General features: G+C 44.3%; 23 protein-coding genes. 17 read left to right on the forward strand and 6 right to left on the reverse strand.

Annotated elements, in window-relative coordinates:
• Positions 1 to 34 precede the first annotated feature (34 nt).
• The gene (locus M5J74_RS06630) at positions 35 to 1024 is read right to left on the reverse strand and encodes a glycosyltransferase family 2 protein (RefSeq protein WP_015153350.1); all 990 of its coding nucleotides are present in this window, start codon (positions 1022 to 1024) and stop codon (positions 35 to 37) included.
• 599 nt (positions 1025 to 1623) lie between these two features.
• On the opposite strand from M5J74_RS06630, the gene M5J74_RS06635 reads away from it, so the two are divergent.
• The 6 genes from M5J74_RS06635 (at position 1624) to M5J74_RS06660 (ending at position 8140) form a co-directional block, all read left to right on the forward strand.
• On the forward strand, positions 1624 to 2697 hold the full coding sequence (locus M5J74_RS06635; protein WP_250016059.1) for a glycosyltransferase family 2 protein: 1074 nt from the start codon (positions 1624 to 1626) through the stop codon (positions 2695 to 2697).
• Positions 2698 to 2791: 94 nt separating this feature from the next.
• On the forward strand, positions 2792 to 3637 hold the full coding sequence (locus M5J74_RS06640; RefSeq protein WP_015153352.1) for an ABC transporter permease: 846 nt from the start codon (positions 2792 to 2794) through the stop codon (positions 3635 to 3637).
• Positions 3637 to 4932 carry a polysaccharide ABC transporter ATP-binding protein gene (locus tag M5J74_RS06645; protein ID WP_250016060.1) on the forward strand — a complete coding sequence of 432 codons (1296 nt, stop codon included), beginning with the start codon at positions 3637 to 3639 and terminating at the stop codon, positions 4930 to 4932. The genes M5J74_RS06640 and M5J74_RS06645 overlap by 1 nt, the downstream gene beginning before the upstream one ends.
• A gap of 70 nt (positions 4933 to 5002) precedes the next feature.
• Positions 5003 to 6505: a glycosyltransferase gene (locus tag M5J74_RS06650; RefSeq protein ID WP_250016061.1), complete on the forward strand. Its 1503-nt coding sequence runs from the start codon at positions 5003 to 5005 to the stop codon at positions 6503 to 6505.
• A gap of 16 nt (positions 6506 to 6521) precedes the next feature.
• Positions 6522 to 7673: a glycosyltransferase family 4 protein gene (locus tag M5J74_RS06655; RefSeq protein WP_250016062.1), complete on the forward strand. Its 1152-nt coding sequence runs from the start codon at positions 6522 to 6524 to the stop codon at positions 7671 to 7673.
• 83 nt (positions 7674 to 7756) lie between these two features.
• Positions 7757 to 8140, forward strand: a complete 384-nt coding sequence (locus M5J74_RS06660) for a DUF4346 domain-containing protein (protein WP_015153356.1) — start codon at positions 7757 to 7759, stop codon at positions 8138 to 8140.
• A gap of 71 nt (positions 8141 to 8211) precedes the next feature.
• Here the strand turns inward: M5J74_RS06660 and psb32 are convergent, their stop codons facing one another.
• The 5 genes from psb32 to M5J74_RS06685 all read right to left on the reverse strand — a co-directional run bounded on the left by psb32 (position 8212) and on the right by M5J74_RS06685 (position 15528).
• Positions 8212 to 8931 (reverse strand): photosystem II repair protein Psb32, encoded by a 720-nt coding sequence (gene psb32 / locus M5J74_RS06665; RefSeq protein WP_250016063.1) that lies wholly within the window; start codon positions 8929 to 8931, stop codon positions 8212 to 8214.
• 78 nt (positions 8932 to 9009) lie between these two features.
• Complete coding sequence (locus tag M5J74_RS06670) at positions 9010 to 9372, reverse strand: DUF4278 domain-containing protein (protein ID WP_250016064.1); 363 nt, start codon at positions 9370 to 9372, stop codon at positions 9010 to 9012.
• A 380-nt stretch (positions 9373 to 9752) separates the two neighbouring features.
• Positions 9753 to 10613: a DUF6671 family protein gene (locus tag M5J74_RS06675; RefSeq protein WP_250016065.1), complete on the reverse strand. Its 861-nt coding sequence runs from the start codon at positions 10611 to 10613 to the stop codon at positions 9753 to 9755.
• A 233-nt stretch (positions 10614 to 10846) separates the two neighbouring features.
• Complete coding sequence (locus tag M5J74_RS06680) at positions 10847 to 14110, reverse strand: efflux RND transporter permease subunit (protein ID WP_015153360.1); 3264 nt, start codon at positions 14108 to 14110, stop codon at positions 10847 to 10849.
• A 92-nt stretch (positions 14111 to 14202) separates the two neighbouring features.
• The gene (locus M5J74_RS06685; RefSeq protein WP_250016071.1) at positions 14203 to 15528 is read right to left on the reverse strand and encodes an efflux RND transporter periplasmic adaptor subunit; all 1326 of its coding nucleotides are present in this window, start codon (positions 15526 to 15528) and stop codon (positions 14203 to 14205) included.
• A gap of 501 nt (positions 15529 to 16029) precedes the next feature.
• On the opposite strand from M5J74_RS06685, the gene dnaK reads away from it, so the two are divergent.
• The 11 genes from dnaK to M5J74_RS06740 all read left to right on the forward strand — a co-directional run bounded on the left by dnaK (position 16030) and on the right by M5J74_RS06740 (position 26963).
• The gene (dnaK, locus tag M5J74_RS06690) at positions 16030 to 18078 is read left to right on the forward strand and encodes a molecular chaperone DnaK (protein ID WP_106216225.1); all 2049 of its coding nucleotides are present in this window, start codon (positions 16030 to 16032) and stop codon (positions 18076 to 18078) included.
• 116 nt (positions 18079 to 18194) lie between these two features.
• Positions 18195 to 19184, forward strand: coding sequence for a DnaJ C-terminal domain-containing protein (locus M5J74_RS06695; protein ID WP_250016072.1), 990 nt, complete (start codon positions 18195 to 18197; stop codon positions 19182 to 19184).
• A 15-nt stretch (positions 19185 to 19199) separates the two neighbouring features.
• The gene (locus M5J74_RS06700) at positions 19200 to 19475 is read left to right on the forward strand and encodes an HNH endonuclease (protein ID WP_250016074.1); all 276 of its coding nucleotides are present in this window, start codon (positions 19200 to 19202) and stop codon (positions 19473 to 19475) included.
• Positions 19476 to 19614: 139 nt separating this feature from the next.
• Positions 19615 to 20799, forward strand: a complete 1185-nt coding sequence (locus M5J74_RS06705; RefSeq protein ID WP_015153365.1) for a ScyD/ScyE family protein — start codon at positions 19615 to 19617, stop codon at positions 20797 to 20799.
• Positions 20796 to 21413: an ACP phosphodiesterase gene (locus M5J74_RS06710; protein ID WP_015153366.1), complete on the forward strand. Its 618-nt coding sequence runs from the start codon at positions 20796 to 20798 to the stop codon at positions 21411 to 21413. Before M5J74_RS06705 ends, M5J74_RS06710 begins: the two co-directional genes overlap by 4 nt.
• 20 nt (positions 21414 to 21433) lie before the next feature.
• Positions 21434 to 21910, forward strand: a complete 477-nt coding sequence (gene sufU / locus M5J74_RS06715; protein WP_015153367.1) for a Fe-S cluster assembly sulfur transfer protein SufU — start codon at positions 21434 to 21436, stop codon at positions 21908 to 21910.
• Between the two features lie 24 nt (positions 21911 to 21934).
• A complete protein-coding gene (locus M5J74_RS06720; RefSeq protein WP_015153368.1) occupies positions 21935 to 22462 on the forward strand; it encodes a Ycf51 family protein in 528 nt (175 codons plus the stop codon).
• Positions 22463 to 22593: 131 nt separating this feature from the next.
• Positions 22594 to 23730, forward strand: coding sequence for an iron-containing alcohol dehydrogenase family protein (locus tag M5J74_RS06725; RefSeq protein ID WP_250016076.1), 1137 nt, complete (start codon positions 22594 to 22596; stop codon positions 23728 to 23730).
• Positions 23727 to 24938: an aspartate aminotransferase gene (locus M5J74_RS06730; RefSeq protein ID WP_250016078.1), complete on the forward strand. Its 1212-nt coding sequence runs from the start codon at positions 23727 to 23729 to the stop codon at positions 24936 to 24938. Before M5J74_RS06725 ends, M5J74_RS06730 begins: the two co-directional genes overlap by 4 nt.
• Before the next feature lie 177 nt (positions 24939 to 25115).
• On the forward strand, positions 25116 to 25469 hold the full coding sequence (locus M5J74_RS06735; RefSeq protein ID WP_250016080.1) for a hypothetical protein: 354 nt from the start codon (positions 25116 to 25118) through the stop codon (positions 25467 to 25469).
• Positions 25470 to 26285: 816 nt separating this feature from the next.
• The gene (locus tag M5J74_RS06740; protein WP_015153373.1) at positions 26286 to 26963 is read left to right on the forward strand and encodes a ferritin-like domain-containing protein; all 678 of its coding nucleotides are present in this window, start codon (positions 26286 to 26288) and stop codon (positions 26961 to 26963) included.
• The last annotated feature ends 33 nt before the right edge of the window (positions 26964 to 26996 follow it).

Consider the following 26996-nt stretch of genomic DNA (forward strand, 5'->3'; position numbering starts at 1 on the left):
CGCGTATTTTTTTTGACTTCAGTTGACCAAAACCTTAGAGTTTTTCCTCATATAAAATTTTAGGCTTATTGTTATCAAAATAACCCTTGAAGCCATCCTGATAAGCTTCAGTGAGAAATTGTAGGCGCTTGAACTTGCGATCGTCAAAGAGCAAAATAGCAATTAAAGAGCGACAATAGTATTTAAATGTTCTCAAATAAAATCTCGTTTTACTAGCATAGTTTTTTCTTAACCAAATTGCATTTCTGGTTTCAAAATAAGTTAACCATATCCTGTTATATTTGGTTCTATAAGAAATTTTACCTAAAAACTGTTTAACAATCGCTCCTGGATCGCCTGCTTCTTTGTGAAGAATAACGCTATCAGTAATTAGGAGAATTTTGCCTGCATTATTTAACCTCAGACAATATTCCAAGTCGTCACCCCTAATAAAAAATTCTTTATTGGGAAATCCTATTTTTTCAATTGCTCTTTTACTGACTAGGATGCCAACAAAAGAACTAAAAGCTATTTCTAAGGCTCGATGATTTTTGACTAAATCGTCTTCTATCTTCCGATGAATCTCAATATCAAAATCAAAATCATTCTGATGAGTTTGGCGGTCGAAAAACCCTAGATGGGGATGCAATATCTCACCTTCTAAGTCTATTTTGAGATTTGCTAAAGCACTGACATCAGGTTCATCTAGATAATGACTTAGCTTTTCTAAAGCATCTATTTCAGGTTCGGCATCGTCATCCATCAACCACAGCCAATCGTAACCTGCTTCATATCCATACTTTACACCTTGATAAAATCCACCTGCGCCGCCAGTATTTTCTGGCAAGCGGATGTAATCGATAAGTTGATTTGCCAGATATCCTTCTGCCTTCAAAAAATCAGGTGTATCATCAGTAGAGCCGTTGTCTACAAGGATAATTTTATCTGGCAAGCGCGTTCCAGTCAGTATTGCGTCTAGGCATTCTATTAAAAGTTTCTTTCGGTTATAGGTGACGACTACAACAGCGATTGTTGCTTCAACCATTGTCAGTTCCTAGTTTCTATGAGTTGATTTGAAATTTTCCAATCGATGAGAGCTAGAAGAAAAATAAAAGTTAAAATACAAGCGATCGCTAAGAGATAAGAGATAATCTCTCCCCAGGCAACAGACAACAGGTAGGATTCAACTCTTTAGAAAACAGACTAGCAGCATAATAGCAATTTCTGCAACAATAGTTGGAAAACACCAAAAATCTAGTCAAAAACAATCGAATACATTCGTTGCTACTGATGTAGTATGCAAATTCATCCTTCAAATGACAAATCGTACACCGCAACTTCTCCCAAGGATATACTACTTTTGGTAGAAACGGCGTTGACATTTGTATAGTGGATAACACTGCGACTAATTATGAAAAAACTCTCATAAAACATTCATCTATACTTCATAAAATGCCTATATTGTATAAATGTTTTATGAATTACTGTTATGTACATGCCTCTTTATAACTAGTAAGCCTATGACACTACGCGAATTTGCGTATGGTATTGGTGTGAGTAGCCTAATTCTGCAATCTTGTGTAAGTATTTGCAAGTAGACAGACTTGTAGACGATTGATTTTTTTATAGATAACAGGGTTGTAAATGGACGTATCAAAGATGGCAGAACCACAAGTCACTATCGTAGTCGTACCACGCGAACGTTTCAGTTTAACTCAAAAGTCCCTTGAAAGTATTTATGAGAATACAACCATCCCTTTCAAGTTGATTTATGTAGATGGTGGCTCCCCTGCGCGTATCCGAGATTACTTAGCAGCTCAAGCCCGCGAGAAAAATTTCCAACTGATTCGTACCGATTATTACCCTTCACCAAATTATGCTAGAAATCTAGGTTTAGCCCAGGTCAATACAGAATACGTTGTCTTCATGGATAACGATGTTGTCGTTGCTCCGAATTGGTTGAACAATTTGGTTCAATGCGCTGAGGAAACGGGAGCTGCGGTAGTTAGTCCCCTCGTATGTCAAGGTCAAGCTTTACACGAAATCGTACATTGTGCAGGTGGAGAATCTGCGGTCATTGAGGAAAACAAAGGCGATCGCCCAACGCGGCGCTTGCACGATAAAATTTACAAGCAAGGTAAGCGCGTAGCAGATTTAGGCGACTTCTTGCAACGACAGCCAACTGGTTTGGCAGAGTTCCATTGCATGTTGGTGCGCACGGCGATAATTGAAAAAATTGGCGGTCAGCTCGACCCCGCAATGATGAACACAAAGGAACACGTAGATTTTTGTGTAGCGGTATCTGAGGCTGGAGGTTCCATCTACTTAGAGCCAACATCCCTCGTCACATACATTAACGGGATGCCGTTGGAATTGTCCGAAATTCCTTTCTACATGGTACGTTGGAGCGATGCTTGGGGTACGACTAGCTTAAACCGCTTGCGCGAAAAGTGGAATCTGACCGAAGATAAATACCACCAAAATTGGTATCGCAGTTGGTCGGAATATTTAACCGGAAGACGCAGGGTATTTATCATTAGACCGCTGCTGAATAAATATTATGTCTTTGGTAGGGGCAAGACTCGAATAGAGAATATGCTAGTGCGGATGGAGAAAAGGCTGAACCGTTATCTCAGCGATCGCCATACTCGCAAACATCCGCAAGAAGTGCAACAGCAGCCTGCCAAGTCGTTGCCTAAAACTCCAGTATCAGCATAATAAGGTAGCAGTAGGGCGGGCATTGCCCACCCTACCAAACTTTGGAAGAAGGATAAACCACTTGAAGCAAAAGAGAAATCTCAATTCAAATCCGATGCCGTTTGAAGTGGTGTATACGCCTGAAAGCTTATTAAGGCATCCGATTCAGTTGTTTAAGCAAATGGGACGAGACTTACTCGCTTCTCGCGAACTAGCATGGCGGCTGATGGTGCGAGATATTAGCGCTCAGTACCGTCAGTCGTTTCTGGGTGTAATTTGGGCTTTTTTGCCCCCGATTGTGATGGCAGCAGGATTTACGCTAGCAAGTGATGCAGGTGCGATCGCAGTTGAAGCTACAGATTTACCATATCCAGCTTATGTCATGTTCAGTACGGCGTTGTGGCAAACTTTTGTGGAAGCGCTCAACGGTCCAGTGCAAGCGGTAACAGTAGCTAAGCCGATGCTAGCTAAGGTGAATTTTCCCCGAGAAGCAATAATTTTGGCAAAGTTAGGTGAGGTCTTTTTCAACTTTGCGATCAAGCTGATTTTAATTGTGGGATTGTTTATTTGGTTTCAAGTTCCGGTCAGTTGGACGGTAATTTTGGCTCCAGTGGCGCTGATTCATTTGATTTTATTCGGTACATTTATCGGTGTTTTATTAGCGCCGTTGGGGATTTTATACCAGGATGTATCAAAAGGACTGACCATGATTACAGGGTTTTGGCTGTTCTTGACTCCGGTAGTCTATCCCGTTCCTGGTGAAGGAACGTTTGGATTTTTGGTACGGCTGAATCCCGTGACTCCTCTACTCGTGACAACACGGGAACTAGCAACGACGGGAGTTATCTCAGATCCGGCTGGATTTTGGATCGCCAGTCTAATTACTCTAGTTGGCTTATTATTAACCTGGGTGGCATTTCGCCTCGCCATGCCTTTCGTGATTGAAAGGGTGAGTTCCTAATGACTGAATTAGTAGATCGAGAAATTGCTATTCAATCTCAAGATTCTGAAGTTGTTATTTCGGTAGAAAATGTCTCAAAAAAGTTTTGTCGAGACTTAAGGCGATCGCTATTTTATGGTGTCCGAGATATCGCCACAGAGTTAATAGGTGGGAAGAGAACAGAAACGCTGCGTACCCAAGAATTTTGGGCGCTGAAAGATGTTAATTTCGAGCTGCGTCGGGGGCAAGCATTAGGCTTAGTTGGGGCAAATGGAGCTGGAAAAAGCACGCTATTACGGATTATTAGCGGTCTGATTAAACCGGATATTGGCACTGTAAAACTTAAGGGTAGGGTAGCTCCACTAATTGCTTTAGGAGCAGGTTTTAATCCGCTATTGACGGGGCGAGAAAACATCTATGCCAATATGTCAATTTTAGGATTATCGACCAAAGAAATCGAAGCTAGATTTCAAGAAGTAATAGACTTTGCTGAAATTTGGGATGCGATCGACGCACCAGTACAAAATTATAGTTCGGGAATGGCAGCGCGGTTAGGTTTTGCCTGCGCAATTCATACAGAACCGGAAATCCTATTAATTGATGAAGTCTTGGCTGTAGGAGATATCAAATTTAAAGCCAAATGTTATCGCAAACTCCACCAACTGCGCCAGCAGGGAACATCTTTTGTTTTAGTCAATCATAATCCCCAAGCAATTTTAAACGTATGTGATTCGGCAATTTACCTAGTCAAGGGTGAATTGATTGCATCTGGCGATACAGAAAGAGTTATCGAAAAGTATGAGGAAGATTTGTTTCTAGACAGTAAGAAAGCAACTGCACAAGTCATGTATTTGCCAGAAAAATCGGCAAATGAAAGTTTTGGCTTAGACATTACTCATCTATTTTTTCGAGACGCTGAAGGCAAGATTTTAGAATCGCTCAAAAGTGGCGAACCTACTTCCTTCTGTGTAGGCTGTAAAGCTCATCAAAAGTTTGACAACGTGACATTGCATTTAAAAATTACAGAATTAGGTGGTGAAGGTGGTACGGGGGCAGTTTTATTTTTAAGTGGCGAAAATGATGAGAAGTTTTTTGAAGTTGTACCAGGAAAACATGAAATTCAATTGCAAATGCCTTGTTTAGGTTTAGCCCCTGGAACTTATACTATGAGCATTAAACTCAAACAAAGCTCTATCTATACTTTCGATGTCTTTGAGTCTTTCCGATTTAGCGTTAAATCGGATGGAACGATGAGTCAATGCAAGTTTTATCAACCGCGAGCGTGGCAGATTGTTACTGGCGAGCGCGCTGACTGAAAAATGATAATAGCGTTTGCTGCTACATAATCGGTTTTCAATTATCAGTTTTCAATTAGGAAAACTTAATATGTCATACAGAGTACTTCATTATAACTGGGCTCCCTACTTTCAGAAACCTACTCTTGGGGGAGGCGTATCTGTTTATTGTAAAAATTTAATTGACTATACAACTCAAAAAGATAACTGGCACGTCACCTTTCTTTATTCTGGAACCGACTATATTTATTTCAATAAACGTCCACATATCAAACCGATTCGCAACCAAAATCATCCCCACGTACCCACTTTTTCACTCGTTAATTCCCCAATTATTGCCCCTTCTCACTTCGCTTTTGACGATCCATTAGGCAACGTTAAACAACCTGCTTTGGAAAAATGCTTTCAAGAGTTTTTAGACACGCAAGCACCTTTCTCGGTAATTCACTTTCATAATTTAGAGGGCATAACCGCTAATTGTCTCAAAATAGCAAAAGAAAGTGGTGCTAAGGTCGTGTTTAGTTTACATAATTATTGGGCTGTTTGTCCGCAAGTTAATTTGTGGCGGTTAGAACAGAGCCATTGTGACGATAATTTAGACGGACGAGCCTGTCTTGCCTGTTTACCTATACCGCCAAATTCAGAGCGAGAATTGGCAATGAGAAGACTAGAATTTTTAGGCAACTCGCTCGATTTGAAAGGGCGATCGCTACCTCTAAACTTGTTGAAAAAACTCGTTGCTCTTTTCTACAAAATTCAACGACCGCTAGTCGTGCAGACGCGATCGCCTCTACTCAAAACCCTAGAACTTAAAGGTGCAAATCTGCCTCAGCAAGCCGAGGCGTATCAATTTCGACGGCAGGAAATCGTTTCTCTGATTAATCGTTATGTTGATGTGGCGCTGTCTGTTTCCGATCGCACTGCTGCAATTTATCGGTACTATGGGGTCGATCCGACACGGTTGAGTACGCAATATATAGGTAGTAAAGCCACGCAGTTTCCAGTCCCGCCGCATAACCCAGCAATATACTCTCCAGGGCAGCCCTTTCGATGCGTTTACATGGGAGTACCGAGAAAAGATAAAGGATTTTACTTCTTATTGGAAGAATTACGTTGCCTGTCAGCAACAGAATTAAGCACGTTAGAACTCGTTGTCGCTAGTAAAATCGCAGATCGCACCGAGTTAGACTTGGCAATGCAGCAGAAAGGACCCTTGCTCTCTTTAGCTCAGTCTTTGCATCGATTAATTTACCATCCCGGTTACTCTCACGAAAATCTTCCTAAAATCTTAGATGGCATCCACTTGGGAATTGTCCCGCCACTATGGGAAGATAATTTACCGCAAGTCACCTATGAGCTTTTAGCTTGTCGCGTACCCGTACTTTGCTCGAATCGAGGCGGCGCACAGGAATTTGTACGACATCCGGCATTCATTTTCGACCCAGGCAAAAAAGGAGACTTTCAGCAGAAACTCTTAACTATTCGCGAGAACCCGCACTTATTAACCGAGTTTTGGCAAGAGGCGCGAACGGTGCGATCGCTAGAACAACATTTTCAAGAATTAATTGAAGTTTACGCTGGCTGTGGTAACTGAGGATAGATAAACATAGATGATGAAGGTATGCTTCATTGCTGCCTGTCCAGGCACGGATATGCGGGGAGGACCGCGATCGCTGCTGGAAACTATAGACTCGCTTCAGAAGCTGGGAGTCGAGTGTTTTGTGTTATTACCCGCACAGGGGCGGTTGTTTGACGAATTGAGCCGTCGCGATATTCCTGTTCGTGTCATTCCCTACGAACGCTGGCTGGAAGCCACAAATTATCCCTGGCGCGATCGATGGCGGAAGCTGAAGCGAAGCTACCACATAGCATTCCAAATTGCCGCCCAAATTAAAGAGTGGCAGTGCAATGTTGTCTACACGAATACTATTGCCATAGGCGTTGGTGCTTTTGCCGCATTTTTATTGAGGAAACCCCATGTGTGGCATATCCGCGAGTTTGTTTACGAAGATCACGGACAAGTTTTCGATCTCGGTCGCAACCTCACCTTAAAACTAGTAGATTTGCTGTCCCAGGTTTGTATCGTAAACTCCAAAGCTGTAGCTCAAAAATACGAGCAGTGGATCGCGCCGACAAAGTTGAAAGTGGTTTATCAAGCAGTTAACGTCACTCCAGGCGAGGCGATCGCCTTACCTCCGACACCAAATTTGAGATGCATTATTGTGGGTGCATTGGTGGAGGGAAAGAGGCAGGAAGACGCGATCCGCGCTATTGCCGAATTGGTACATACAGGGGTAAGAGTAGAGCTATTAATCGTTGGCGATGGCGATCCTCAGTACCGAGAGTATTTAGAAAATATTGCGACAAAAAACCACATAGAGCAATTTATTAAGTTTTATGGCTACGCCGATAATCCCTTTCCGTTGATGCAGAGTGCAGATGTCGTACTTGTATGCTCTAAGTGCGAGGCTTTTGGCAGGGTGACTGTAGAAGGGATGCGGGCAGGTAAGCCGATAATCGGTACGAGGAGTGGTGGCACGCAAGAGTTAATTCGAGATGGATTTAATGGATTGTTATATACTGCGGAAGACGAGCGAGAACTAGCGCAGAAAATTAGATATATTTGCGATCGCCCAGATCTGGCTAAACAAATGGGTGAAAACGGTCAACAATGGGCTGCCGAGCAATTTACTCCAGCACGCTATGGCAAGGAAATATATTTGCTGTTAAAACAGTTATGCGGCAAAAACTTGGAGATTTAAGCCGAGATTGGGAAAAAACCATAGAGAGAAGAAAGATTTAAAATTAAGTTAAGGACAAAAAATAGTTAATCATGGGATGAGACATGGAGCGGACGCTGGAAGACTTAACGGCAATTGATGATAAACTTTCTAAGCGTCATATTGACCTTGACCCAGGCGGATATTTCATCATTTATCTGGATCGAGAAGCAGGGTTAATTTGTGCGAAGCATTACACCAACGCGATCGACGATCGCGGTTTAGCCGTCGATCCTGAAACGGGTAAACCTATCCCCGCACGCGGTAAAGTTCAACGAACTTCCACCACACTATATCGGGGGAGAACAGCAAAAGAAATTTGCGTAGAAATTTTCGAGCAAGAACAAACTTGTCCCGTGACTTACTTAGATCACGCCGCTTATCTGGGACGAGAATTTGTCCGCGCCGAGATCGCTTTAGTCAACGGGCAAGAATACGTTCAGGATTAAATTGATAATGGGTAATGGGTAATGGGTAATAGGCAGCTACCAATTACCAACTACCAACTACCAATTACCACTTACTTGATATAAAAATAATAAGTCACCATTGGAATAATCGTCGCAGCTACAAGAAAGCCAATGACCCAAATTGTAGCGTTGCTGGATTTAGTTTCTTCGGTGTTTTTGTAGGTACTTTCGACAGCGACATCAGTTGCTAGCTGTTCGGGTGCGCCAGGATCGGGTGCGCCAGATAAAACAGCTACGAGGCGATCGCTAGCATCGAGAAACGCTTGATTGTATTTTTCACCTTCACGTAAAGGATACAAAATAGTTTGAGTAACCACGCTTTTGGCGATGTCATCTGTCAGCAGCGACTTAGCTTTATCTCCTACTCGGATTCCAGTCCCGCTACTCAGCGTGTCCAATACGATGAGAGTTTGATTGGCTTGCGCTTCTGGGGTTGGAAACCACTGCTCGAATAATTTATCGGTAAAGGATTGAGCAGTCTCCCCATAGTCGAGGCGGCGAATTGCAACAAATCTAACTTCATTTCCGGTCGTTTCTGCCAATTTCTCCAATTCGCTACCAATCTTACCTTCGTTGATCGCACTGATTGCTTTTGCCGGATCGATCACCCAGGTCTTCTCCCCTGGCGCGACTGAAGGAATTTCATACAAACTCGTTGCGATCGCTGGAAATGGCAGCATTAATGTCGTGAGAACAACTAATCCCAAAGAGAAAACTAAAGATTGCAGATATTTTCTACTGCTAGTGATTTTGCTGCGTAAGTATCTCATTTCCCCATCCTGAAAATTTACATATATTTAAAATTACTATATATAATTTGTCATTGGTCACTGGTCACTGGTCACTGGTCACTGGTCACTGGTCCCTTGTTTTACAACACTCGCACCGCGATATTTGAGGTTGGCGGGATCTGGCTGTGGTGCAGGTGTTTTTTCCTGACTCGATAGCCAAGGCGCACCGCGATACATTCCTTTAACTTCTGCGACGGCATCGTTTTCGCTGGAGATGCTAGGAATTGCTATCTGAGGGCGATCGCTCTGGGTTATGCTTTGGGCGATTGAATTAGACTCGCTTTTGGATAAATTTTTTAAAAGTAATTTTTTTGTCCCGAAGATTGTTACACACAGGATTAATAATTGGATCTGCCAAGGAGCTAAAATCAAAGCCAAAATCAGGCTGACGACTGTAGCCGTTCCTGTTAGGTAAGCCATCTCATCAGCAGATTTTTTGCAGAGATACCCAGAGAGCAGACTAGTTGTTAAGGGTAAGAGAAAAAGTAATCGCATACTCAAGTCACAAGTCGCAAGGCAAAAGTCAAAATCGCATGACACGAGCTATGTAATAGCTGCTGCCTAGTCTAGAAATGGATCTACAAGCGATCGGAGTAGATAAGAATATATGTTACCTTATTCCCATTAGAAAAGTTTATATTTGGTTTTCTTCTACCTTAAGTTAGATTTTTGCAAAATTTGATGACTTTTTTTGTAAGATTTTGTCACTAAATGTGACTGACAATCTAACCTAACAATATTTAATTTTTAACTTTAAACTTTCAATTTTTGACTTTTGACTTTTAACTTTTGACTTTCAACTAAGGATTGCAATACATACATTGAGCTGGATCGGCTACTTTAACACCCTGCGGAAATAGTTTTTCTTGTTGAAAACTGCATTTTTGGCACTGATAGACTACCGAGCGGATTGCAGATGTGGGAAGATTGCATAATCCACAGGGTAATCCGCGACGTTGGGCGATCGCATCAAAGCCAGGACAAGCACAATTAGGACATATTTGATGAATTTTTTGAATTAAATTTTTAGTAGCTTTAGCAATATTCTGCATTCTGGTTGGATTATATAGCGCCCGCATATCTGTTTCGATATGCACTTTCCCTGTTGAGGATTTGCTTAAGGCAAAATTCACAATTTCTGTTAATTTTTCTTCTGTATTGATACCTTTAAAAATTTCTGTGCGCTCTAAAGAGTCAGAACTGAGCATGACCACTAAACCATGAGAGGGAAAGCCAATTTTATTAGCAAAAGACTCGGCTTCTTCCACCGTTCTAACTGATTGACTATTAAAGTTAGTTTCTGTGGAAATTTCCTGACCGACAATTTCTAATTGATTTAGCATATCGATGAAAACGACTATTTCTCGATTTGCCGAAATAAAAGGTAGATCGGGATGGGGTGCAAAGGAACCTTCACTAGCGATCGCCATTGTTTCACCTGTTATTTCTAAAGCTTTTTTGGCTTTGAGTTTAGCTGTAGCAATTTGGTCTGCTGGTCTGGCAATATCGCGAGTAAACGTACCAAAGATATCTGTGTTAAAGTCTGGAACTACACATTGCACTCCCAATTCTGCTTCTAAAATGGGTGCGATCGCTTTTTCTTTCTCGTGCATAGTCGCAATAACTACTACGCGACCTGTAAATAAAGAATTTGTTGCCATGTATAGCGTATCCCATCAATACATCTTTAGGGGCGCACATCTGTGCGCCCCTACTACAAATACGTCTACCTCATTCAATTGAGAATTGCTATAGCAGTTTCATTAAATTCATAAAATTATCGCTATTTTCTGGTGGGCAATGCCTGTCCTACTTACTTTTGTACGGGCGGGTTCACCAGATCGTTTGTCGAAGTCAAAGATTTTTGGTAAACCCGCCCCTACGAATGCATGACTCACCAGCGTTTATCTTTATAGCGCTTGCGATGCAAAAATTTGTCCGGCACAACGCTAACAGATTTCCAAATCGGCGTTGCCCAACCCCAGCCAATGTCATGTAGCATGACGTAGAAGCAGGGAATGATAAATAGAGTAAGCAACGTTGCTAAAGCTAATCCTGAAAATACCACAATTCCTAAAGGTTGGAGAAACTCCGAACCTTGACCGATACCCATAGCTAAGGGAAGCATCCCCAATACAGTCGTAATTGTCGTCATCAAAATAGGACGCAAGCGTTGCGGTGCGGCTTGCTGAATTGCCAGCCAACGAGAACAACCCTCCCGTTCCCGAATTTGATTTGCCAGTTCCACCATAATAATTGCATTATTGACCACAATCCCGACCAATAACACCGCACCTACCAAAACCGTTGCCCCAATAGCCGTTTGGGTGACGTACAGTCCAAAAATACCTCCAGCTAGGGCTAGCGGGACGGTAAACATGATGACGAAAGGATCGATTAAAGAGTTATACTGCACTGCCATCACGACAAATACGAGAAAAGCAGCCAAAGCCCCTAAAAGCTTCAACGAGTTTTGTAACTGTTGATTGGACTGCGCCGCCGAACTCGGGATGACGTTGACTCCTTGCGGTAAGTCTATATTTTGCATCACGTTGTTAACTTCAGCGAGCGCTTGACCTAAACTCGCTCCCTCTGCTAAAGTTCCGGCTATGATAAATACTTGTCTTTGGTCGATTCGTTGCACTTCTCCTGGTGCTTGACCGAGTTCGATTTGGGCAACATCACCAAGACGAATTTGCCGATTTCCTTCAATAAATAAGGGAAGGCTGGCGAGTTGAGAAGGACGCTGGATTGTAGTTTCATTCAATTGGACGCGAATATCAACTAAGCGATCGCCTCTTTGTAGTTGCGTTGGGATTGAACCTTCGAGTGCGGTTTGAATTGTTTCGCCAATTTCTTGAGTTGTCAAACCAAATTCTGCTACCCGTTCCCAGTCAGGACGAATCTGGACTTCCGGTTGTCTGGGAGTCGCATCGGGTCGAAAACTCGCTAATTTTGCCTGCTGTTCTAAAGTTTGGAGAACTTGCTGTCCGGCGCGATTCAGTTCTTCCGTATCCGATCCTTGAAGTATGACATCCAACTCCGCCCCCCGTACGGGAGAATTAGTTAAGATCAGACCCCGCACCTCTCCTGGTCGCAGGCGGATAACTGTTTCAACTAAGTTGAGGCGATCGAATTCCTGGCTTACCCTAGCAACATACGCTTCTACATTAGTACCTGGTTTAAGAGTAATATTACTGCTGCCACGTAGAGGATTTTCACTGGTATTATTGCCAAACAAAAAACCACCTGCAGTCGAAAAGATATATTCGGTTTCTGGTTGTTTGAGTAAAATATCGTCTACAATTTCCATCACCTTACGGTTCGTTTCCAACGCCGTACCAGGAGGAAACTGCACGAATAATCTAGCCTGTCCGGTATCAATGCGAGGCAGAATTTCTTGCGGAATTTGACCTGCCATCCACACACTACCACCACCCAGGACGAGAAAAGCCAGCAAGACAACTATGAACCGCCAGCGCAACAGCCGATTTAAGAAGTTACCATAACTACGAGTTGCAGCCTCAAATTTGCGATTAAATTCTCGCAGTAACCAAAATTTACCAATTCCACTCGATCGCTTTATTCCCATTAATCTTGATGTCATCATGGGTACGACCGTTATTGCTACTAGAATTGATGCGGCGACGGCAAAGCTGATAGTTAAAATTAATTCTCTAAATAGGAGAGAGAACAAACCGCCAATGAGCAAAAACGGCAGCACCGCCACCAAGTTAGTACTGGTAGAAGCAACCAAGGCAGATTCTACCTCACGGCTGCTGCTTTCGGCGCGATCGATTATTGAGGTTTTTGGTAGGGGCGCACAGCCGTGCGCCCCTACATGAGTTTCATCCTTCCTGACTCCCTCGACAATATTCTCCAACATAACGATGGAGTTATCGACGACGATGCCAACGCCGAGGGCAAGTCCGCCTAAGCTGAAGACATTGAGGGAAAGACCGAATAATCCCATCAAGATAATTGCAGCGCAGGTCGCTAGCGGAATGGCAAGAACGATAATGATGGTTTGACGTAGCGAACCGAGGAAAAGTAGAACCGCGATCGCGGCGAGTCCCGCACCAATTAACCCCGAACTGGTAACGTTAGAAATTGAGTTCTGAATGAAAATTGACTCATCTAGAGTGGGAGTTATGACCGCATCGGCGGGAATTAAACCCGATTGCCGTAGAGATTCGATCCGACGCTTGACTCCATCAACTACTGCGATCGTATTAGCTTCTGGTTGCTTTTGGACGCTCAGTTTGACGGCTGGGGTTTTGTTGAGAAAAGCAAAAACCCTTTGATCTTCTGTCCCGTCTATAACTTCCGCAAAGTCTCGCAGGTAAACGCGCCGCGCTACCCCTGGTGTAGAGTTATTTTCCTCAAAGGTAGCGGCTTCAAAGGATAAGTTGCGAATTTCCTGAGAGGTTTGAAATCTACCGCGAGTTCGCGTCAAGGGTTCGGATTCTCCCAAAATTCGACCCCCAGCAATATCTTGGTTGCGGGTTGTCAGTTCTTCCAATACGTCAGTTAAACCCACACCCACAGCTTGGAGGCGATCTAAATCGATATTAATCCTCACTTCTTCCTGCACGCCACCGGACACGTCTACAGCTGCTACTCCTGGGACGACACTTAATTCGCGTCCCAGTTCTTCATCGGCAAAGACGCGCAGATCTACTGGCTTAAGTGTCGGGGAGGTTAAACCAAATTCGTAAATTGGCGATTGCGAAGGATCGACCTTGAATAATCGGGGTTCTTGGATATTTAAATTATCGGGCAATCCACCTCGACCTCGGTTAAAAGCCGCCGTAGCATCATTTAAGGCTTGATCGATATTCCCACCAGGCTGAAAGAATAGATCGATACTGACCTGTCCTTCGCGAGTCTGGGAATAGACTTGGACTACGCCTTCTGTAGCTGCTAAAGCTTCTTCCAACGGTCGAGTAATTTCGTCAACTGCAACTTCTGGCGATACTCCGGGAACATCTAGCCGCACGCCGATGCGAGGATAGGTAATCGCAGGTAAGAGATCGACTTGCAGTGTCGTCAGAAAAAAGACACCTAAGACGATCGCGGCTACAGTTAACATCAGTGTGGCGATGTGTCGTCGGATCGAAATGGCGCTGATACTAAATCCCGATGTTGGCGGCTGCATTACCTGTACTCTGTATCGACAAATTCAAGCGTGGGCGGGTTTTAAGCCGAGATTGACTGTTGAAGCCGATGATTCATCTGCTAAACCCGCCCCTACGATTCCTGTTGCTGTGTTTCCGATAAGACAGACAGTCGCACGGTTTCACCGTTTTTCAACGGTCTGCCACTTTTTGCTACAAACCTTTCCCCTGGTTGCAACCCAGATAGAATTTCTACTTTGCCATCTACCCGTTCTCCCAATTTCACCGATCGCGCTGCTACTTTTTCTCCAGTTATGACAAATACTGTCGCTGTAGTCGGGAGTCGGGAATTTTCTCCCCCTTGTCCTCCTTGTCCCCCTTGTCCTCCTTGTCCCCTTGTTCCCTTATCCTCCACTACAGCCGTCTCAGGAACCACAACCCTAGCAGCGGCGTTACTTTCAAAACTCACCCGTGCTAGCAATCCACTGCCGATCCGCCCATTGTCGTTGGGAATGATGACTTCTATGGGAACTAGTCTTGCCGTGCGATCGGCAGCTGGGGAAATTCGGCTGATTTTTCCCGTAAAAGTCTGGTTAGGGAAGGCATCTAGTCTCACCCTCACTGTCTGTCCGACGCGCAAATTTGCCAAGGCTAATTCTGAGATTTCTACATTCACCTTGACGCGGCGAAAATCTCCTAAACGCAGAACTTCGCCGTTAGCTTGCAGAAAATTTCCTGCTTCGGTGACTTTTTGCGTGACTACGCCATTGATTGGAGAACGGATGTTGGCATAGGATAATTGTTCTTGGGCTTGAGCGATCGCTGCTTGTTGAGCGTTGACGCGATCGCTAGCAGCTGCTACCGCTTGTTCTTCAGTACGGACTTCTTCTTCAGTAGCTCTTAACACTTTAGCAGCACTTTGAGCGTTAGTCCGGGCTTGTTCGGCAGCCTGTTCGGCAACTGCACCCTGTTCGACCAATTGTTGTTGGCGTTGAGAGTCTGACTGTGCTTGTTGAAATTCCAACCGTGCCTGTTCTACCCTGGCTTTGGCATTACTGACTTGATTTCTGGCTCTAGCAACTTCTGCTTTAAGGGCTGCTAATTCTGCTTGTTCTTGATTCAGCGCCGTTCGCAATATAGTATTGTCTTGCTGGGCGAGGATTTGACCTTGTTTGACGCGATCGCCTACATCGACTAAGAGTTTTAATATCCGCCCTTCTACTTGCGCCCTGAGCGAAACTTCTTGTAGTGGTAGAGTCGTCCCTGTATATTCCGGTTCCGTGCGAATTTTTCCAGTACGGGCGATCGCCACTTCTACCGCTGGTGGTTGCTGTTGTTCTGCTCCCCTACCCTGGGATTGCGCATCAGCCGCTTCTTTTGGTAAGATGCCACAACCTGCTGTAGCGCTGAGTACAACAGCACTCAACGCAATTGCTTTAAATAGATCGAAGGCTCCCATAAAAAAATTCTGATTTTTGCTTTTGCTGCGGCAACTTCAATATATAAGCTAGTCTTTATTACTGAGTGTGGCTGCGGCTATTTCTTCCTGCCATAGCTCGGATGATTGTTAAGTTATTTAAACTTTTTCTGTTCGCAAAGTGGCTCCCTCTCAAGAGGGAAAAACTAGCGATCGCCAACATGTCAAATCCATTTGCTAACACTACAAAGACCTAGCATAAGCAACAGTTGTGACAAGAATGTGTCATGGCGAAGTCAGAAGTCGGAAAAGAGTAGTGCGTTAAAGAAAGAGTGTAGGGTGTGGGGTATGGGGTGACAGTTGACCGCTCTTGCTCCCTCAGCTCCCTCAGCTCCCTCAGCTCCCTCAGCTCCCTCAGCCCCCTCAGCTCCCTCAGCCCTCTTCTCCCCTGCTCCCTAGTTAGGCTGCCAGCAAGATACAATAAATCCAGCAAAAGTTCTCAACATATTATTATATTGAGACAAACTAGGAGAACGATCGCGCATGGGCAAGGTAGTCGGCATCGACTTAGGGACAACGAACTCAGTCATAGCGGTGATGGAGGGTGGTAAACCTGTGGCGATCGCCAATGCAGAAGGAATGCGGACTACTCCCTCCGTGGTTAGTGTCAGTCGCGAAGGGGAAGTGGTGGTGGGACAAATGGCGCGACGACAAGCCGTCCTCAACCCTAAAAACACATTCTACTCGGTCAAGCGTTTCATCGGTCGCAACTATAGCGAACTCAGCCCCGAATCGAAGCGGGTTGCTTATACAATCCGCAAAGGTGAAGCTGGAAATATTAAGATCGACTGCCCGCGACTGAATAAAGAATTCGTTCCCGAAGAAGTCTCGGCAATGGTGCTAAAAAAGTTGGTGGAAGATGCCAGCAAATATTTAGGGGAACCCGTCACAAAAGCAGTCATCACTGTTCCAGCCTATTTCAACGACTCCCAACGCCAAGCTACGCGGGATGCTGGAAGAATTGCCGGATTGGAAGTCTTGCGGATTTTAAACGAACCTACCGCTGCATCCTTAGCTTACGGTTTAGACCGTCAGGAAAGCCAAACGATTTTAGTATTTGACTTGGGTGGTGGTACGTTTGACGTATCTGTTTTAGATGTGGGCGACGGTGTATTTGAAGTCAAAGCCACTAGTGGAGATACACAACTAGGTGGTAATGATTTTGACAAAAAGATTGTCGATTGGCTGGCAGAGCAATTTTTAGAGACAGAAGGGGTAGACTTAAGACGCGATCGCTCTTCTCTACAGCGCTTAATGGAAGCAGCAGAACGGGCAAAAATTGAATTATCCGGCGTGACGGTGACAGACATTAACCTGCCCTTCATCGCTGCTACAGATGAGGGTCCCAAGCATTTAGAAACAAGACTCACCCGTTCTCAATTTGAAGGCTTGTGTTCTGACTTGCTAGGACGATTGCGCGTCCCTGTCAAACGAGCAATTATGGATGCTAACTTGCGACCCGCAGATATTGATGAGGTTGTCCTCGTCGGTGGAGGGACGCGAATGCCAATGGTACAAGTACTTGTAGAGGCATTAATTGGCAGAGAACCGAATCAAAATGTCAATCCCGATGAAGTTGTGGCTGTTGGGGCAGCAATTCAAGGCAGCATTTTGGGCGGCGAGATGAAAGACGTGCTGCTATTGGATGTCACACCTTTATCGTTGGGATTGGAAAGTGTCAGCGGCGTGATGAAAAAACTGATCCCGCGCAACACGACAATTCCCGTGCGTCGTTCCGATATCTTTTCCACCGCAGAAAACAATCAAACTGTCGTAGAAATTCACGTCGTTCAGGGCGAACGAGAAATGGCAGCTGATAATAAATCCCTCGGACGATTCAAACTGACGGGGATTCCACCCGCACCGAGGGGAATTCCCCAAATTCAGGTGTCGTTGGATGTCGATGCTAATGGAATTTTACAGGTCACGGCACTCGATCGCACGACAGGCAGAGAACAGAGTATCACCGTTCAAGGGGCTTCTACCCTCAGCGAGGGAGAAATTCAACGGGCAATTCGCGAGGCAGAACAATATGCCGATATCGACCGTCAGCGCAAAGAACGGGTAGAAAAGCGGACGCGGGCAGAGTCTTTGACAGTTGAAGCAGAACGACAATTGAAGGAAGTCGCGTTAGACTTCGGGATGCAATTTGCCCGGAGTCAACGCCAACGGATCGAAAGTTTAGTCCGCGAACTGCGGGCAAACTTAGAGGAAAATAACGATCGCGGCATCGACCAATTATTTGTCGAACTGCAAGATGCGATTTCCGAATTAAAACGAGAGATCCGTCAGTATTATGGCGACGATGAGGAAGAAAGCTTGTGGGATTCAATCAAGGGCATCTTTACGGGTGATGACGATGATTATTACGACCTACCCCGCCGAGATAGCTATCGCGATCGCGACTCCTACGATTATGGTAGAGAAGACTATAGCCGCGATCGTTCCCCTTATTATGGCGGCGGCGATAAGCCTAACCGCAAGCGTCCCACTTACCGAGACAACTGGGATGATGACGATGATTGGCTATAATCTAGCGATTGGCGATTCGCTAAGTTGGTACGTTGATTGCTAGAACTAAAAAAGAAAACGTTAAACGGAAACTTATAAAAGCTAACAGCCAAAAGCTGCAAGCAGATAGCTAAACTATGCAAGATTTGCGTAACTTTCGCGACTACTATGAAGTGTTGGGAGTCTCCAGAGAGACAAGCAACGAAGAGATTAAAAAGGTTTTCCGGCGCTTAGCCAGACAGTATCATCCTGACTTAAATCCAGGCAATAAAGAGGCAGAGGAAAAATTTAAGGCAATTGGCGAAGCTTACGAAGTCCTTTCTGACCAAACTCGACGGGCAGAATACGACCAATATACTAAGTATTGGAATCAGCCTGGTTTCTGGAGCAAGCAAACTTCCCGCGCCAAAACTGGCGATAGTCGCGGTAATGGTAATAAAGTTGATTATGGCGCATTTCCCGACTTTAATAATTTTGTCGATCAAGTCTTAGGACGGCGCAAACAAGCCAGGACTGCGACAGCCGATGACGAACCAGTGACGACAGCACCCCGCGATCCGTTTCGTCCGGGGACGACTAAAGCAGCTTATACAGTTAATGCCCGTACTACGCGGCGTGATATTGAGGCTAAGTTAACTATACCCTTAGAACGGGCATATGAAGGCGGATTGGAGCGAATTCGCCTCCCAGAAGACGGGCGATCGCTAGAAGTCAACATGCCACCTGGAATGTACACCGGACAGATCGTTCGCCTACGAGAACAGGGAATTGGTGGCGGCGATCTTTATTTAAAAATAACCGTTCCCCCTCATCCGTATTTCAAGTTAGAAGGTAACGATATTGCGATTCAGTTACCAATTACTCCCGTCGAGGCAATTTTAGGTGGTGCGGTAGAAGTACCAACTTTAGATGGTTTGGTACAAATGAATTTGCCTCCAGGCGTGCGCACTGGGCAAAGATTGCGACTGGCAAAAAAAGGTTATCCCGATCCTGATGGCGAACGAGGCGATCAAATTGTTGAGATCCAAATAGTTGTCCCTAGAAATATTAGTCCTGAAGAACGAGATTTATACGAAAAGATTCGTCAAATCGAAACCTTCAACCCCCGCGCTGACTTACCAATTTAGAGATATATGTAATGTATGTCAGAATGGCGAGAAATTAGACAGAAAGTATTACAACGAGATAATCGCCAGTGCCAAGTCTGCGGGAAAGAACATAGCGGACAAGTGCATCACATTCTGCCTAGAAGTCAAGGCGGAACAAACGATTTGGCAAATTTAATTACCTTGTGTGGTAAATGTCATATGGTAATTAGTCCCGTCCCTGAATGGTTACTTACTAAATTGTGGCAGATTCCCCAGAAGAAATTAGCGCCGCAAGCCAAGCCATTCAAGACAGAATTAATGAAGTTGTGAGAGAGAGAAGTTAAGAATTAATCGAAACAAATACCTAAGCGATCGAAAAATTACCCATTGCGATCGCATTCTCACTTTTCATAAATTGCTGATGCAGGGTTGGTCGATCTAATTCTTGTTCCCTTCCTGCCATGTTTTTATGTCTTTATCTTTAATTTCTAAACTAGTTCATAGTTTTGCGCTATTAAGTTCTCTCATATTTATTTTCCCAGCACAAGCAGAAGTCACAATATCGGTAGTTGCTAACGATCTTGATAATCCACGCGGGCTAAACTTTAGTTCTGATGGCAGCCTCTACGTGACAGAATCAGGTGTAGGGGGAGATGGACGTTGCATTCCTGGTCCCAGTTTGCAAGGACTTTCTTCCTGTGTCGGTAATAGTGGTGCTGTAACCAAAATTAAGGACGGTAAGCAAGAACGCTTGTTGACTGGACTACCATCTATCGCTTTAAGACCCACTGGTACTACTGCTGCTGGACCCCAAGATATAGTATTTGATGCCTATAATAATCCCTATTTACTCATTGGATATGGCGGAAACCCAGAAACTCGCGACTTTCCCGAAGGTGCGCCGAGTTGGGGACAACTTTATCAAGTTGATTTGCTTACAGGTCATTTAAAAAGTCTTGCCGATTTAGCCAAATACGAACTGGATAATAATGCTGATGGGAAGGACACATTAGATGTTAGCGGTGAAGTCGCCAGCAACCCCTATGCTTTTACAATTAAGGGTCATACCGCTTATATTGTGGATGCAGCTGCAAATGACTTGCTGAGTGTAAGTCTAAATGGTGGTAGCTTAAGTGTATTATCTGTACTTCCCACCCAGACGATAAAAGACCCAATTTTTCCTACGCCAGCGCCGGGACAAGTACTACCTCCTGAAGCGCCGCCACCAGGACAAACACCAGCGGAAATCGAAATTCAATCCGTACCGACAGGCGTGGCGGTTGGTCCCGATGATGCTTTGTATGTTAGCGAATACACGGGTTTTCCGTTCCCTGTAGGGAAAGCTAGAGTCCTGCGAGTTGCTGCTGATGGTAAAACAACAGTTTATGCCGAAGGCTTTACCCAAATTTCCGACTTAGAATTCGATCGCCAAGGTAATTTATATGTTTTACAATATGCCAATCAGCCGCAATGGACGGGTAGTGTAGATGGTGCTTTGATTCAAGTTGCCCCTGATGGTACGCGGACAACGCTTGTTAGTGGTAATGGACTAGAATCGCCAACTGCTCTTACTATTGGTCGTGATGGGGCGATATATATTTCTAATAAAGGCGATCGCCCCAAAGAAGGGCAAGTGTTACGAGTTACAAAATGAACTATTTGGCGCATCTGTTTTTAGCCGAACATACACCTGAATCGTTACTTGGAAATCTTTTAGGAGATTTTCTTCAAGGGATAAGTAAAGAACGATATTCAATCGCAATCCAGCAAGGAATACAATTACATCGAAAAGTCGATGCATATACAGATTCGCACCCAATAGTCAAAGAAGCTAAACAACTAATCTCTGTAACGAGGAGAAGATTTGCCGGAATTTTAGTTGATATATTTTACGACCATTTTTTAGCTAGAGATTGGCAGAAATATAGTTCGGTAACTCTTAACGATTTCAGCCAAAAAGTATATGCGATACTATCACAACATCAAGTGATTCTACCCGATCGCCTCCAACGTGCATTACCACAAATGATTCAACAAGATTGGTTAAATAAATATCAATATATTAGTGGAATAGAGGTGACGCTCAACCGGATGGCTCATCGCGTGAACAGGCAAGGAGAGATTTTAGCTAGTGGGATTGAAGAATTAACAGCTCATTATCAGGAATTAGATCGCAGTTTTCAATCCTTTTTTCCTGAATTGATAGGGTACGTCAAAACGACCCGATCGCACCTGAAATACCCTGATAGGATGGAAGTAGGTAAATAAACCCGATCGCAAACGCAATTATGACTTTGGGTAATGTCCGCGACCTGTACCAGCAGGTAATTCTAGAACACTATAAAAAACCTCGCCACAAAGGAAAAACCGATCCCGTGCATCGGTATCAACGGGGACATAATCCTTCTTGTGGAGACACGATTGAATTAACGGTGCAACTGAATGAAGCGGGCGATACGATCGCAGATGTAAAATTTGATGGTGAAGGTTGCGCGATCGCGATGGCATCGGCTGACTTAATGGCAGATGTTTTGCGCGGTAAGCCTGTCAGCGTCGCATTAGAGATGGTGCAGCGCTTTCAACGGATGATGAAAGGGGAAGATGAGTTTCCTAAAGAACAGCGCAAACTCAACGTGATGGCGGGAGTCGCTCAGTTTCCCGTGCGGATCAAATGTGCTAATCTCACCTGGCATACCCTCAAAGCCGCCTTGGAATCAACCAACGAGCAAGTGCCTGAAGGATTTATCAGTAACGAAAACGAGTAATCAATCTCACTATTTGATTTCATAATGCCAACTACAACTGATTTTCTCAATGCTTCTGGGTGGGTAGGAATAACCACCCTAGCTTTAGCGGCGATAACCGTTCTGGGTTTTCTGCTTAAATGGGGAATTAGATTTCGCCTCGTCGGGATCACTGGCTTTTTAGGCGTACTTACAGGCGGATTGTTTGCCCTTGGTTTAGTCCCATTTACTCGCACGGTTATCCCAGGCGCAGTCCGTTACTCTTTAGTATTCGATAACGGCGGGACGCAAACCGTGATTGCCGTTCCGCCTACCATTGATAGCCAAGCGCTAGAAGCAACAATGCAGCAAGCCGCCAGCGATTTATTCTCCTACGGTCGCTTAGGTAGACAGGACGATAAACTGACGATTAGAGTCAGGACAAATCTGCATCCAGAACCAGGAGTTACCAAACCCCTCTACTTGGGACAAATCGAGCGATCGCTCTCCAGCCGCACTGACAATGCAATGGAAATCAAGCTGAATCCCGAAAGCATAGCGCAATTACCAGGGAGCAGGGGAGAAGAGGGCTGAGGGAACAGAGTAATGGGTAGTCATAAAGTCAAAAGTCAAAAGCTAAAAGTCAAAATCTAGCAACTACCAATTACCAATTACCAATTACCACTCGCTTATACTATATATTCAACCACCAAATACTAGATAAAATGCTTTGTCTGTCCGTAGCCCCAGCACAGGTAATCCGCGCTCCGCAAGCCTTAGAAGCAGCTGGAAGCGCGATCGCGCGTTTAGGTCATCGTCCTCTGATTGTAGGAGGCGATCGCTCTCTTGTTGCCGTCCAATCTCGCTTAAAGCCTGTATTGGAAGCGCAAAAATTGAAATTTACCCAAGCAAGCTACGGTAGAGATTGCAGCGAGGCGAGTTTAGCGGCGTTAAAACAAGCGGTAGCAGCACACCAAGCCGATCTGATTATTGGTGTTGGTGGTGGTAAAGCCTTAGATGCAGCGAAATTATTGGCGTATCAGTGCGAGTTGCCTGTCGTCACGATTCCGACTTCGGCGGCTACTTGTGCGGCTTGGACGGCTCTTTCTAACGTCTACTCGGAAGACGGAGCATTTTTGTATGATGTCAGCCTGCCCAATTGCCCTAATTTACTCATCCTAGATTACGATTTGGTGCAAACTGCTCCCAGACATACTTTAGTCGCTGGCATTGGAGATGCGATCGCCAAATGGTACGAAGCCTCTGTGAGTAGCGGACACTCGGAGCAAACTTTAATTATTGCTGCCGTGCAACAAGCTAGGGTACTGCGCGATATTTTATTTCAAAAATCCGCCACTGCTTTACAAGCACCAGGTAGCGAAGTTTGGCGGGAAGTAGTCGATGCTACAGTTTTACTCGCAGGAGTTATTGGTGGTTTAGGGGGCGCGCAATGCCGTACTGTAGCTGCTCACGCCGTCCACAATGGTTTAACTCACCTGCCGATTCACAGCAGCATTCACGGCGAAAAAGTTAGCTACGGCATCTTAGTCCAGTTGCGGTTAGAAGAAATGGTACAGGGCAATCAACTGGCAGCTACCGCACGACAACAGTTACTTAAGTTTTATACCGAAATCGGACTACCCCAAACTCTTGCAGACTTGGGACTGGAAGATATTACGATTACCCAACTCAAACAAGCGGCAGAAATCGCTTTAAATCCCAAATCTGACATTCATCGGCTACCCTTTAAAGTTGTTACAGAACAATTGATGGCGGCGATGGTTTCTACTACGGCTCCGGCTAACAGCAATCCCATCAACCCCATCACTACAAATCTCGTCAACGAAGAGGTAGCTCAATGAGCTTGGATTGGATTAGTCCGGCGGATCGCGTCCGGGCGCTACCACAGTATGTATTTGCTCGATTAGATGAATTAAAAGCGAAAGCCAGAGAACAAGGGATCGATTTAATTGATTTGGGGATGGGAAACCCCGACGGCGCAGCACCTCAGCCCGTAATCGATGCGGCGATCGCCGCATTAAAAAACCCCGCCAACCACGGTTATCCCCCGTTTGAAGGTACGGCAAGTTTTCGACGGGCAATTACAAATTGGTATCATCGTCGCTATGGTGTGAATCTCGATCCTGATAGCGAAGCGTTACCGCTACTCGGTTCTAAAGAAGGATTGGGACACTTAGCGATCGCCTATATTAACCCTGGCGATGTCGTACTAGTCCCCTCACCCTCTTATCCCGTCCATTTTCGCGGTCCCGTTATTGCAGGCGGAGAGATTTATAGCCTCATTCTCAAACCAGAAAATGATTGGCTGATCGATCTAGCAGCAATTCCCGATGCAGTAGCCGAAAAAGCCAAAATTCTCTACTTTAACTATCCCAGTAACCCCACCGCCGCCACAGCCCCCCGCGAATTTTTTGAAGACATTGTTGCCTTTGCCCGTAAATACGAAATTTTATTAGTGCATGACTTATGTTATGCCGAATTAGCTTTTGATGGTTATCAACCTACCAGCTTATTAGAAATACCAGGTGCAAAAGATATCGGTGTAGAATTTCACACCATGTCCAAAACCTATAATATGGCAGGTTGGCGCGTGGGATTTGTGGTAGGAAATAGCCACATTATTCAAGGTTTGCGGACGTTAAAAACGAATTTAGATTATGGTATTTTTGCCGCATTGCAAACAGCCGCTGAAACAGCTTTACAACTCCCAGATGAATATTTACATCAAGTCCAAGAACGCTACTGTCGCCGCCGTGACTTTCTGATTCAAGGATTAGCAGAATTAGGTTGGAACATCCCAAAAACCAAAGCAACGATGTATTTGTGGATTCCTTGCCCACCTGGGATGGGTTCTACAGACTTTGCTTTATCTGTATTGCAGCAAACTGGCGTTGTCGTCACACCAGGAAATGCTTTTGGCGTAGGCGGAGAAGGATACGTGCGGATTAGTTTAATTTTAGAATGCGATCGCTTGGGCGAAGCCTTACGCAGGTTTAAGCAAGCAGGTATTAGATATTCAGCGACAGAATGTTTACCCTCGTTGTCTTGACTTCTGGACTTGAGCTTTATCTTGCCATTTTTCTAATAAAGCAGTTAGTCCTTCGCTACTTTCTCGCATCTTTTGTTCGGCTATGCTGGCAAGCTTTAATATTTCTCTAAGTTAGTTTTCATCTAGTAGACGAAACGGAAGGTTTTGCTCCGACATGACGATTCCTTTGCTTGGCTAATGAAAAAATTTGTAAAAACTATTATTTTAATACTTATTACTCTGCATGTAGCATGGTCGGTTTATGAATACTTTTGGTACAGTAGTCTTATTCCTGCAAAAATTGGGATAGCCTACCCCATAAATATTAGCGGTCAGAGCGATTTGCGAGAGGGTTGTGGCACAGCTATATTTGGCATAACAAATGCAACTGCGGATGCCATTTCCCGTCAAGGAATTGATTTTTTAGCGACGCTATCTATTCCAGAAGAAGCAAAGATCTCTACTACACCTATAGAGCGTGGAAAGAAACACCAGTTCCCAAGACATGGACTAGTGAAGGCGCTTGGCCAGGGTTGGGCTGTTCGAGTGTAAGTCGCTCGCTGTTACGTCAAATCCTTCTCGCTGCTTCTAAAAAAGGAAGTTACTACTCCACTAAAGATGAAGCATGGATTATTGTTATTCCAAGCCTTAAATTGGTGGTATTTTCTTATTTTGGCTAGTCCCACTAATCCAAATGCTATGTTTATAAAATCTATTATGAGTAGAGATGATTTTCAACAAAATTCAATTTTTGTCAAAAAATAAGGTGGGCAATACCCACCTTATTATCTAATTTTTGCTTGAAAGGTTTTTATCAAGAATAAGCCCAAATAAAAAATAATAAAAAGCCAAAAAATAGACCCGTGCAGCTAAATAAAATTAAAGCAGTAATTTCTTCTAATTCTTTTTCAAACGTCATAATTATTTTTCAGAGATTTGCTATCGTCTTCACTGGCACAGAGCCAAATATAGAATAATTGATTTTTCTCAGGTTTCAGACTGGAAGAATTACCGAAGTTCGTATGAAAGATTAGTGATTAAAAGCTGTTGTTGTGTAAAAAGTTTAAATTGGTAGCTAAATTAATAAGAAGAGGTAAAGCGATCGCACCGTTGCTGATGCAAATAAATCTATGGAAATTCTCAATTGACTTTAGCAACGAATAGATCTCTAAATATGTAAAGAAGTCTAAAGAATTTTAATTTTTCTATTAAATCTCACACATTTGTTCTCGGTTTGTTCAAAATCGTATTATGAGCAGCAACTCAAATTCGTTACGAGTTTGAGATAAGCCGATTGAAAGAGATTGCTTATATATCTTTAACAAAAGACTTTTAACAAATCCCGATAAAAAAGGGAGGAGGGACACTATGGCTAAGATTGCCCAGGAAGTCGTTCAGAAGTCTGGTGTGAATGTAGAAGAGTTGGTACAGAAGCTCGTCCGTGCCGCGTCTGCTGAATTTACAACTTACTACTACTACACAATTCTGCGGGTTAATGCCATTGGTTTTGAAGGAGAAGGACTCAAAGAAATCATCGAGGATGCAAGATTAGAAGACCGCAATCACTTTGAGGCTTTAGTACCGCGAATCTATGAATTAGGCGGACAGTTACCAAGGGATATTCGAGACTTTTCTAACGAAGCTGCTTGTCCAGATGCTTACTTGCCTGAATGGAATCGTGGTAATGGCAAATCCACGCCACGAGTTGGCTTTACCAGTGGCGGAAGCGAGGAATCAAAAGAAGCAGTCTCAGAAGTACAGCAGGCAATGCAACAAGGTGATATTAGACCAATGCTTCAGGTTTTGGTAGAGGCAGAACGGTGTGCTATTCGCGTTTACACTGAGATTTGCAACATGACCTTTGGGAAAGACCACCGCACCTATGAGCTGTCCTTGGCTATTCTCAACGAGGAAATCGAACACGAAGCTTGGTTCTCCGAGTTTTTAGGTGAAGGTCCTTCCGGTCACATCCGTAGAGGCGCACCAGGAGAATCGCCCTACACTTCGCGCTTTTTAGTCGCACCATCCAACGGTCACAAACTGTAGAGAGTAGAGACGCGCCGTGGCGCGTCTCTACTG

This window comes from Chroococcidiopsis sp. CCNUC1, from assembly GCF_023546805.1.
In the GTDB taxonomy this organism is placed as follows: Bacteria; Cyanobacteriota; Cyanobacteriia; order Cyanobacteriales; family Chroococcidiopsidaceae; genus Chroococcidiopsis; species Chroococcidiopsis thermalis.

Coding starts and splice junctions, on each gene's coding strand:
- M5J74_RS06720 (WP_015153368.1), top strand. CDS start 21,935: ATGCCAACTACAACTGATTTTCTCAATGCTTCTGGGTGGGTAGGAATA.
- M5J74_RS06680 (WP_015153360.1), bottom strand. CDS start 14,110: ATGCAGCCGCCAACATCGGGATTTAGTATCAGCGCCATTTCGATCCGA.
- M5J74_RS06730 (WP_250016078.1), top strand. CDS start 23,727: ATGAGCTTGGATTGGATTAGTCCGGCGGATCGCGTCCGGGCGCTACCA.
- M5J74_RS06635 (WP_250016059.1), top strand. CDS start 1,624: ATGGACGTATCAAAGATGGCAGAACCACAAGTCACTATCGTAGTCGTA.
- M5J74_RS06685 (WP_250016071.1), bottom strand. CDS start 15,528: ATGGGAGCCTTCGATCTATTTAAAGCAATTGCGTTGAGTGCTGTTGTA.
- M5J74_RS06740 (WP_015153373.1), top strand. CDS start 26,286: ATGGCTAAGATTGCCCAGGAAGTCGTTCAGAAGTCTGGTGTGAATGTA.
- M5J74_RS06710 (WP_015153366.1), top strand. CDS start 20,796: ATGAACTATTTGGCGCATCTGTTTTTAGCCGAACATACACCTGAATCG.
- M5J74_RS06660 (WP_015153356.1), top strand. CDS start 7,757: ATGGAGCGGACGCTGGAAGACTTAACGGCAATTGATGATAAACTTTCT.
- M5J74_RS06695 (WP_250016072.1), top strand. CDS start 18,195: ATGCAAGATTTGCGTAACTTTCGCGACTACTATGAAGTGTTGGGAGTC.
- M5J74_RS06675 (WP_250016065.1), bottom strand. CDS start 10,613: ATGGCAACAAATTCTTTATTTACAGGTCGCGTAGTAGTTATTGCGACT.
- M5J74_RS06705 (WP_015153365.1), top strand. CDS start 19,615: ATGTCTTTATCTTTAATTTCTAAACTAGTTCATAGTTTTGCGCTATTA.
- psb32 (WP_250016063.1), bottom strand. CDS start 8,931: ATGAGATACTTACGCAGCAAAATCACTAGCAGTAGAAAATATCTGCAA.
- M5J74_RS06735 (WP_250016080.1), top strand. CDS start 25,116: ATGAAAAAATTTGTAAAAACTATTATTTTAATACTTATTACTCTGCAT.
- M5J74_RS06655 (WP_250016062.1), top strand. CDS start 6,522: ATGATGAAGGTATGCTTCATTGCTGCCTGTCCAGGCACGGATATGCGG.
- M5J74_RS06700 (WP_250016074.1), top strand. CDS start 19,200: ATGTCAGAATGGCGAGAAATTAGACAGAAAGTATTACAACGAGATAAT.
- M5J74_RS06630 (WP_015153350.1), bottom strand. CDS start 1,024: ATGGTTGAAGCAACAATCGCTGTTGTAGTCGTCACCTATAACCGAAAG.
- M5J74_RS06640 (WP_015153352.1), top strand. CDS start 2,792: ATGCCGTTTGAAGTGGTGTATACGCCTGAAAGCTTATTAAGGCATCCG.
- M5J74_RS06670 (WP_250016064.1), bottom strand. CDS start 9,372: ATGGCTTACCTAACAGGAACGGCTACAGTCGTCAGCCTGATTTTGGCT.
- dnaK (WP_106216225.1), top strand. CDS start 16,030: ATGGGCAAGGTAGTCGGCATCGACTTAGGGACAACGAACTCAGTCATA.
- sufU (WP_015153367.1), top strand. CDS start 21,434: ATGACTTTGGGTAATGTCCGCGACCTGTACCAGCAGGTAATTCTAGAA.
- M5J74_RS06650 (WP_250016061.1), top strand. CDS start 5,003: ATGTCATACAGAGTACTTCATTATAACTGGGCTCCCTACTTTCAGAAA.
- M5J74_RS06645 (WP_250016060.1), top strand. CDS start 3,637: ATGACTGAATTAGTAGATCGAGAAATTGCTATTCAATCTCAAGATTCT.
- M5J74_RS06725 (WP_250016076.1), top strand. CDS start 22,594: ATGCTTTGTCTGTCCGTAGCCCCAGCACAGGTAATCCGCGCTCCGCAA.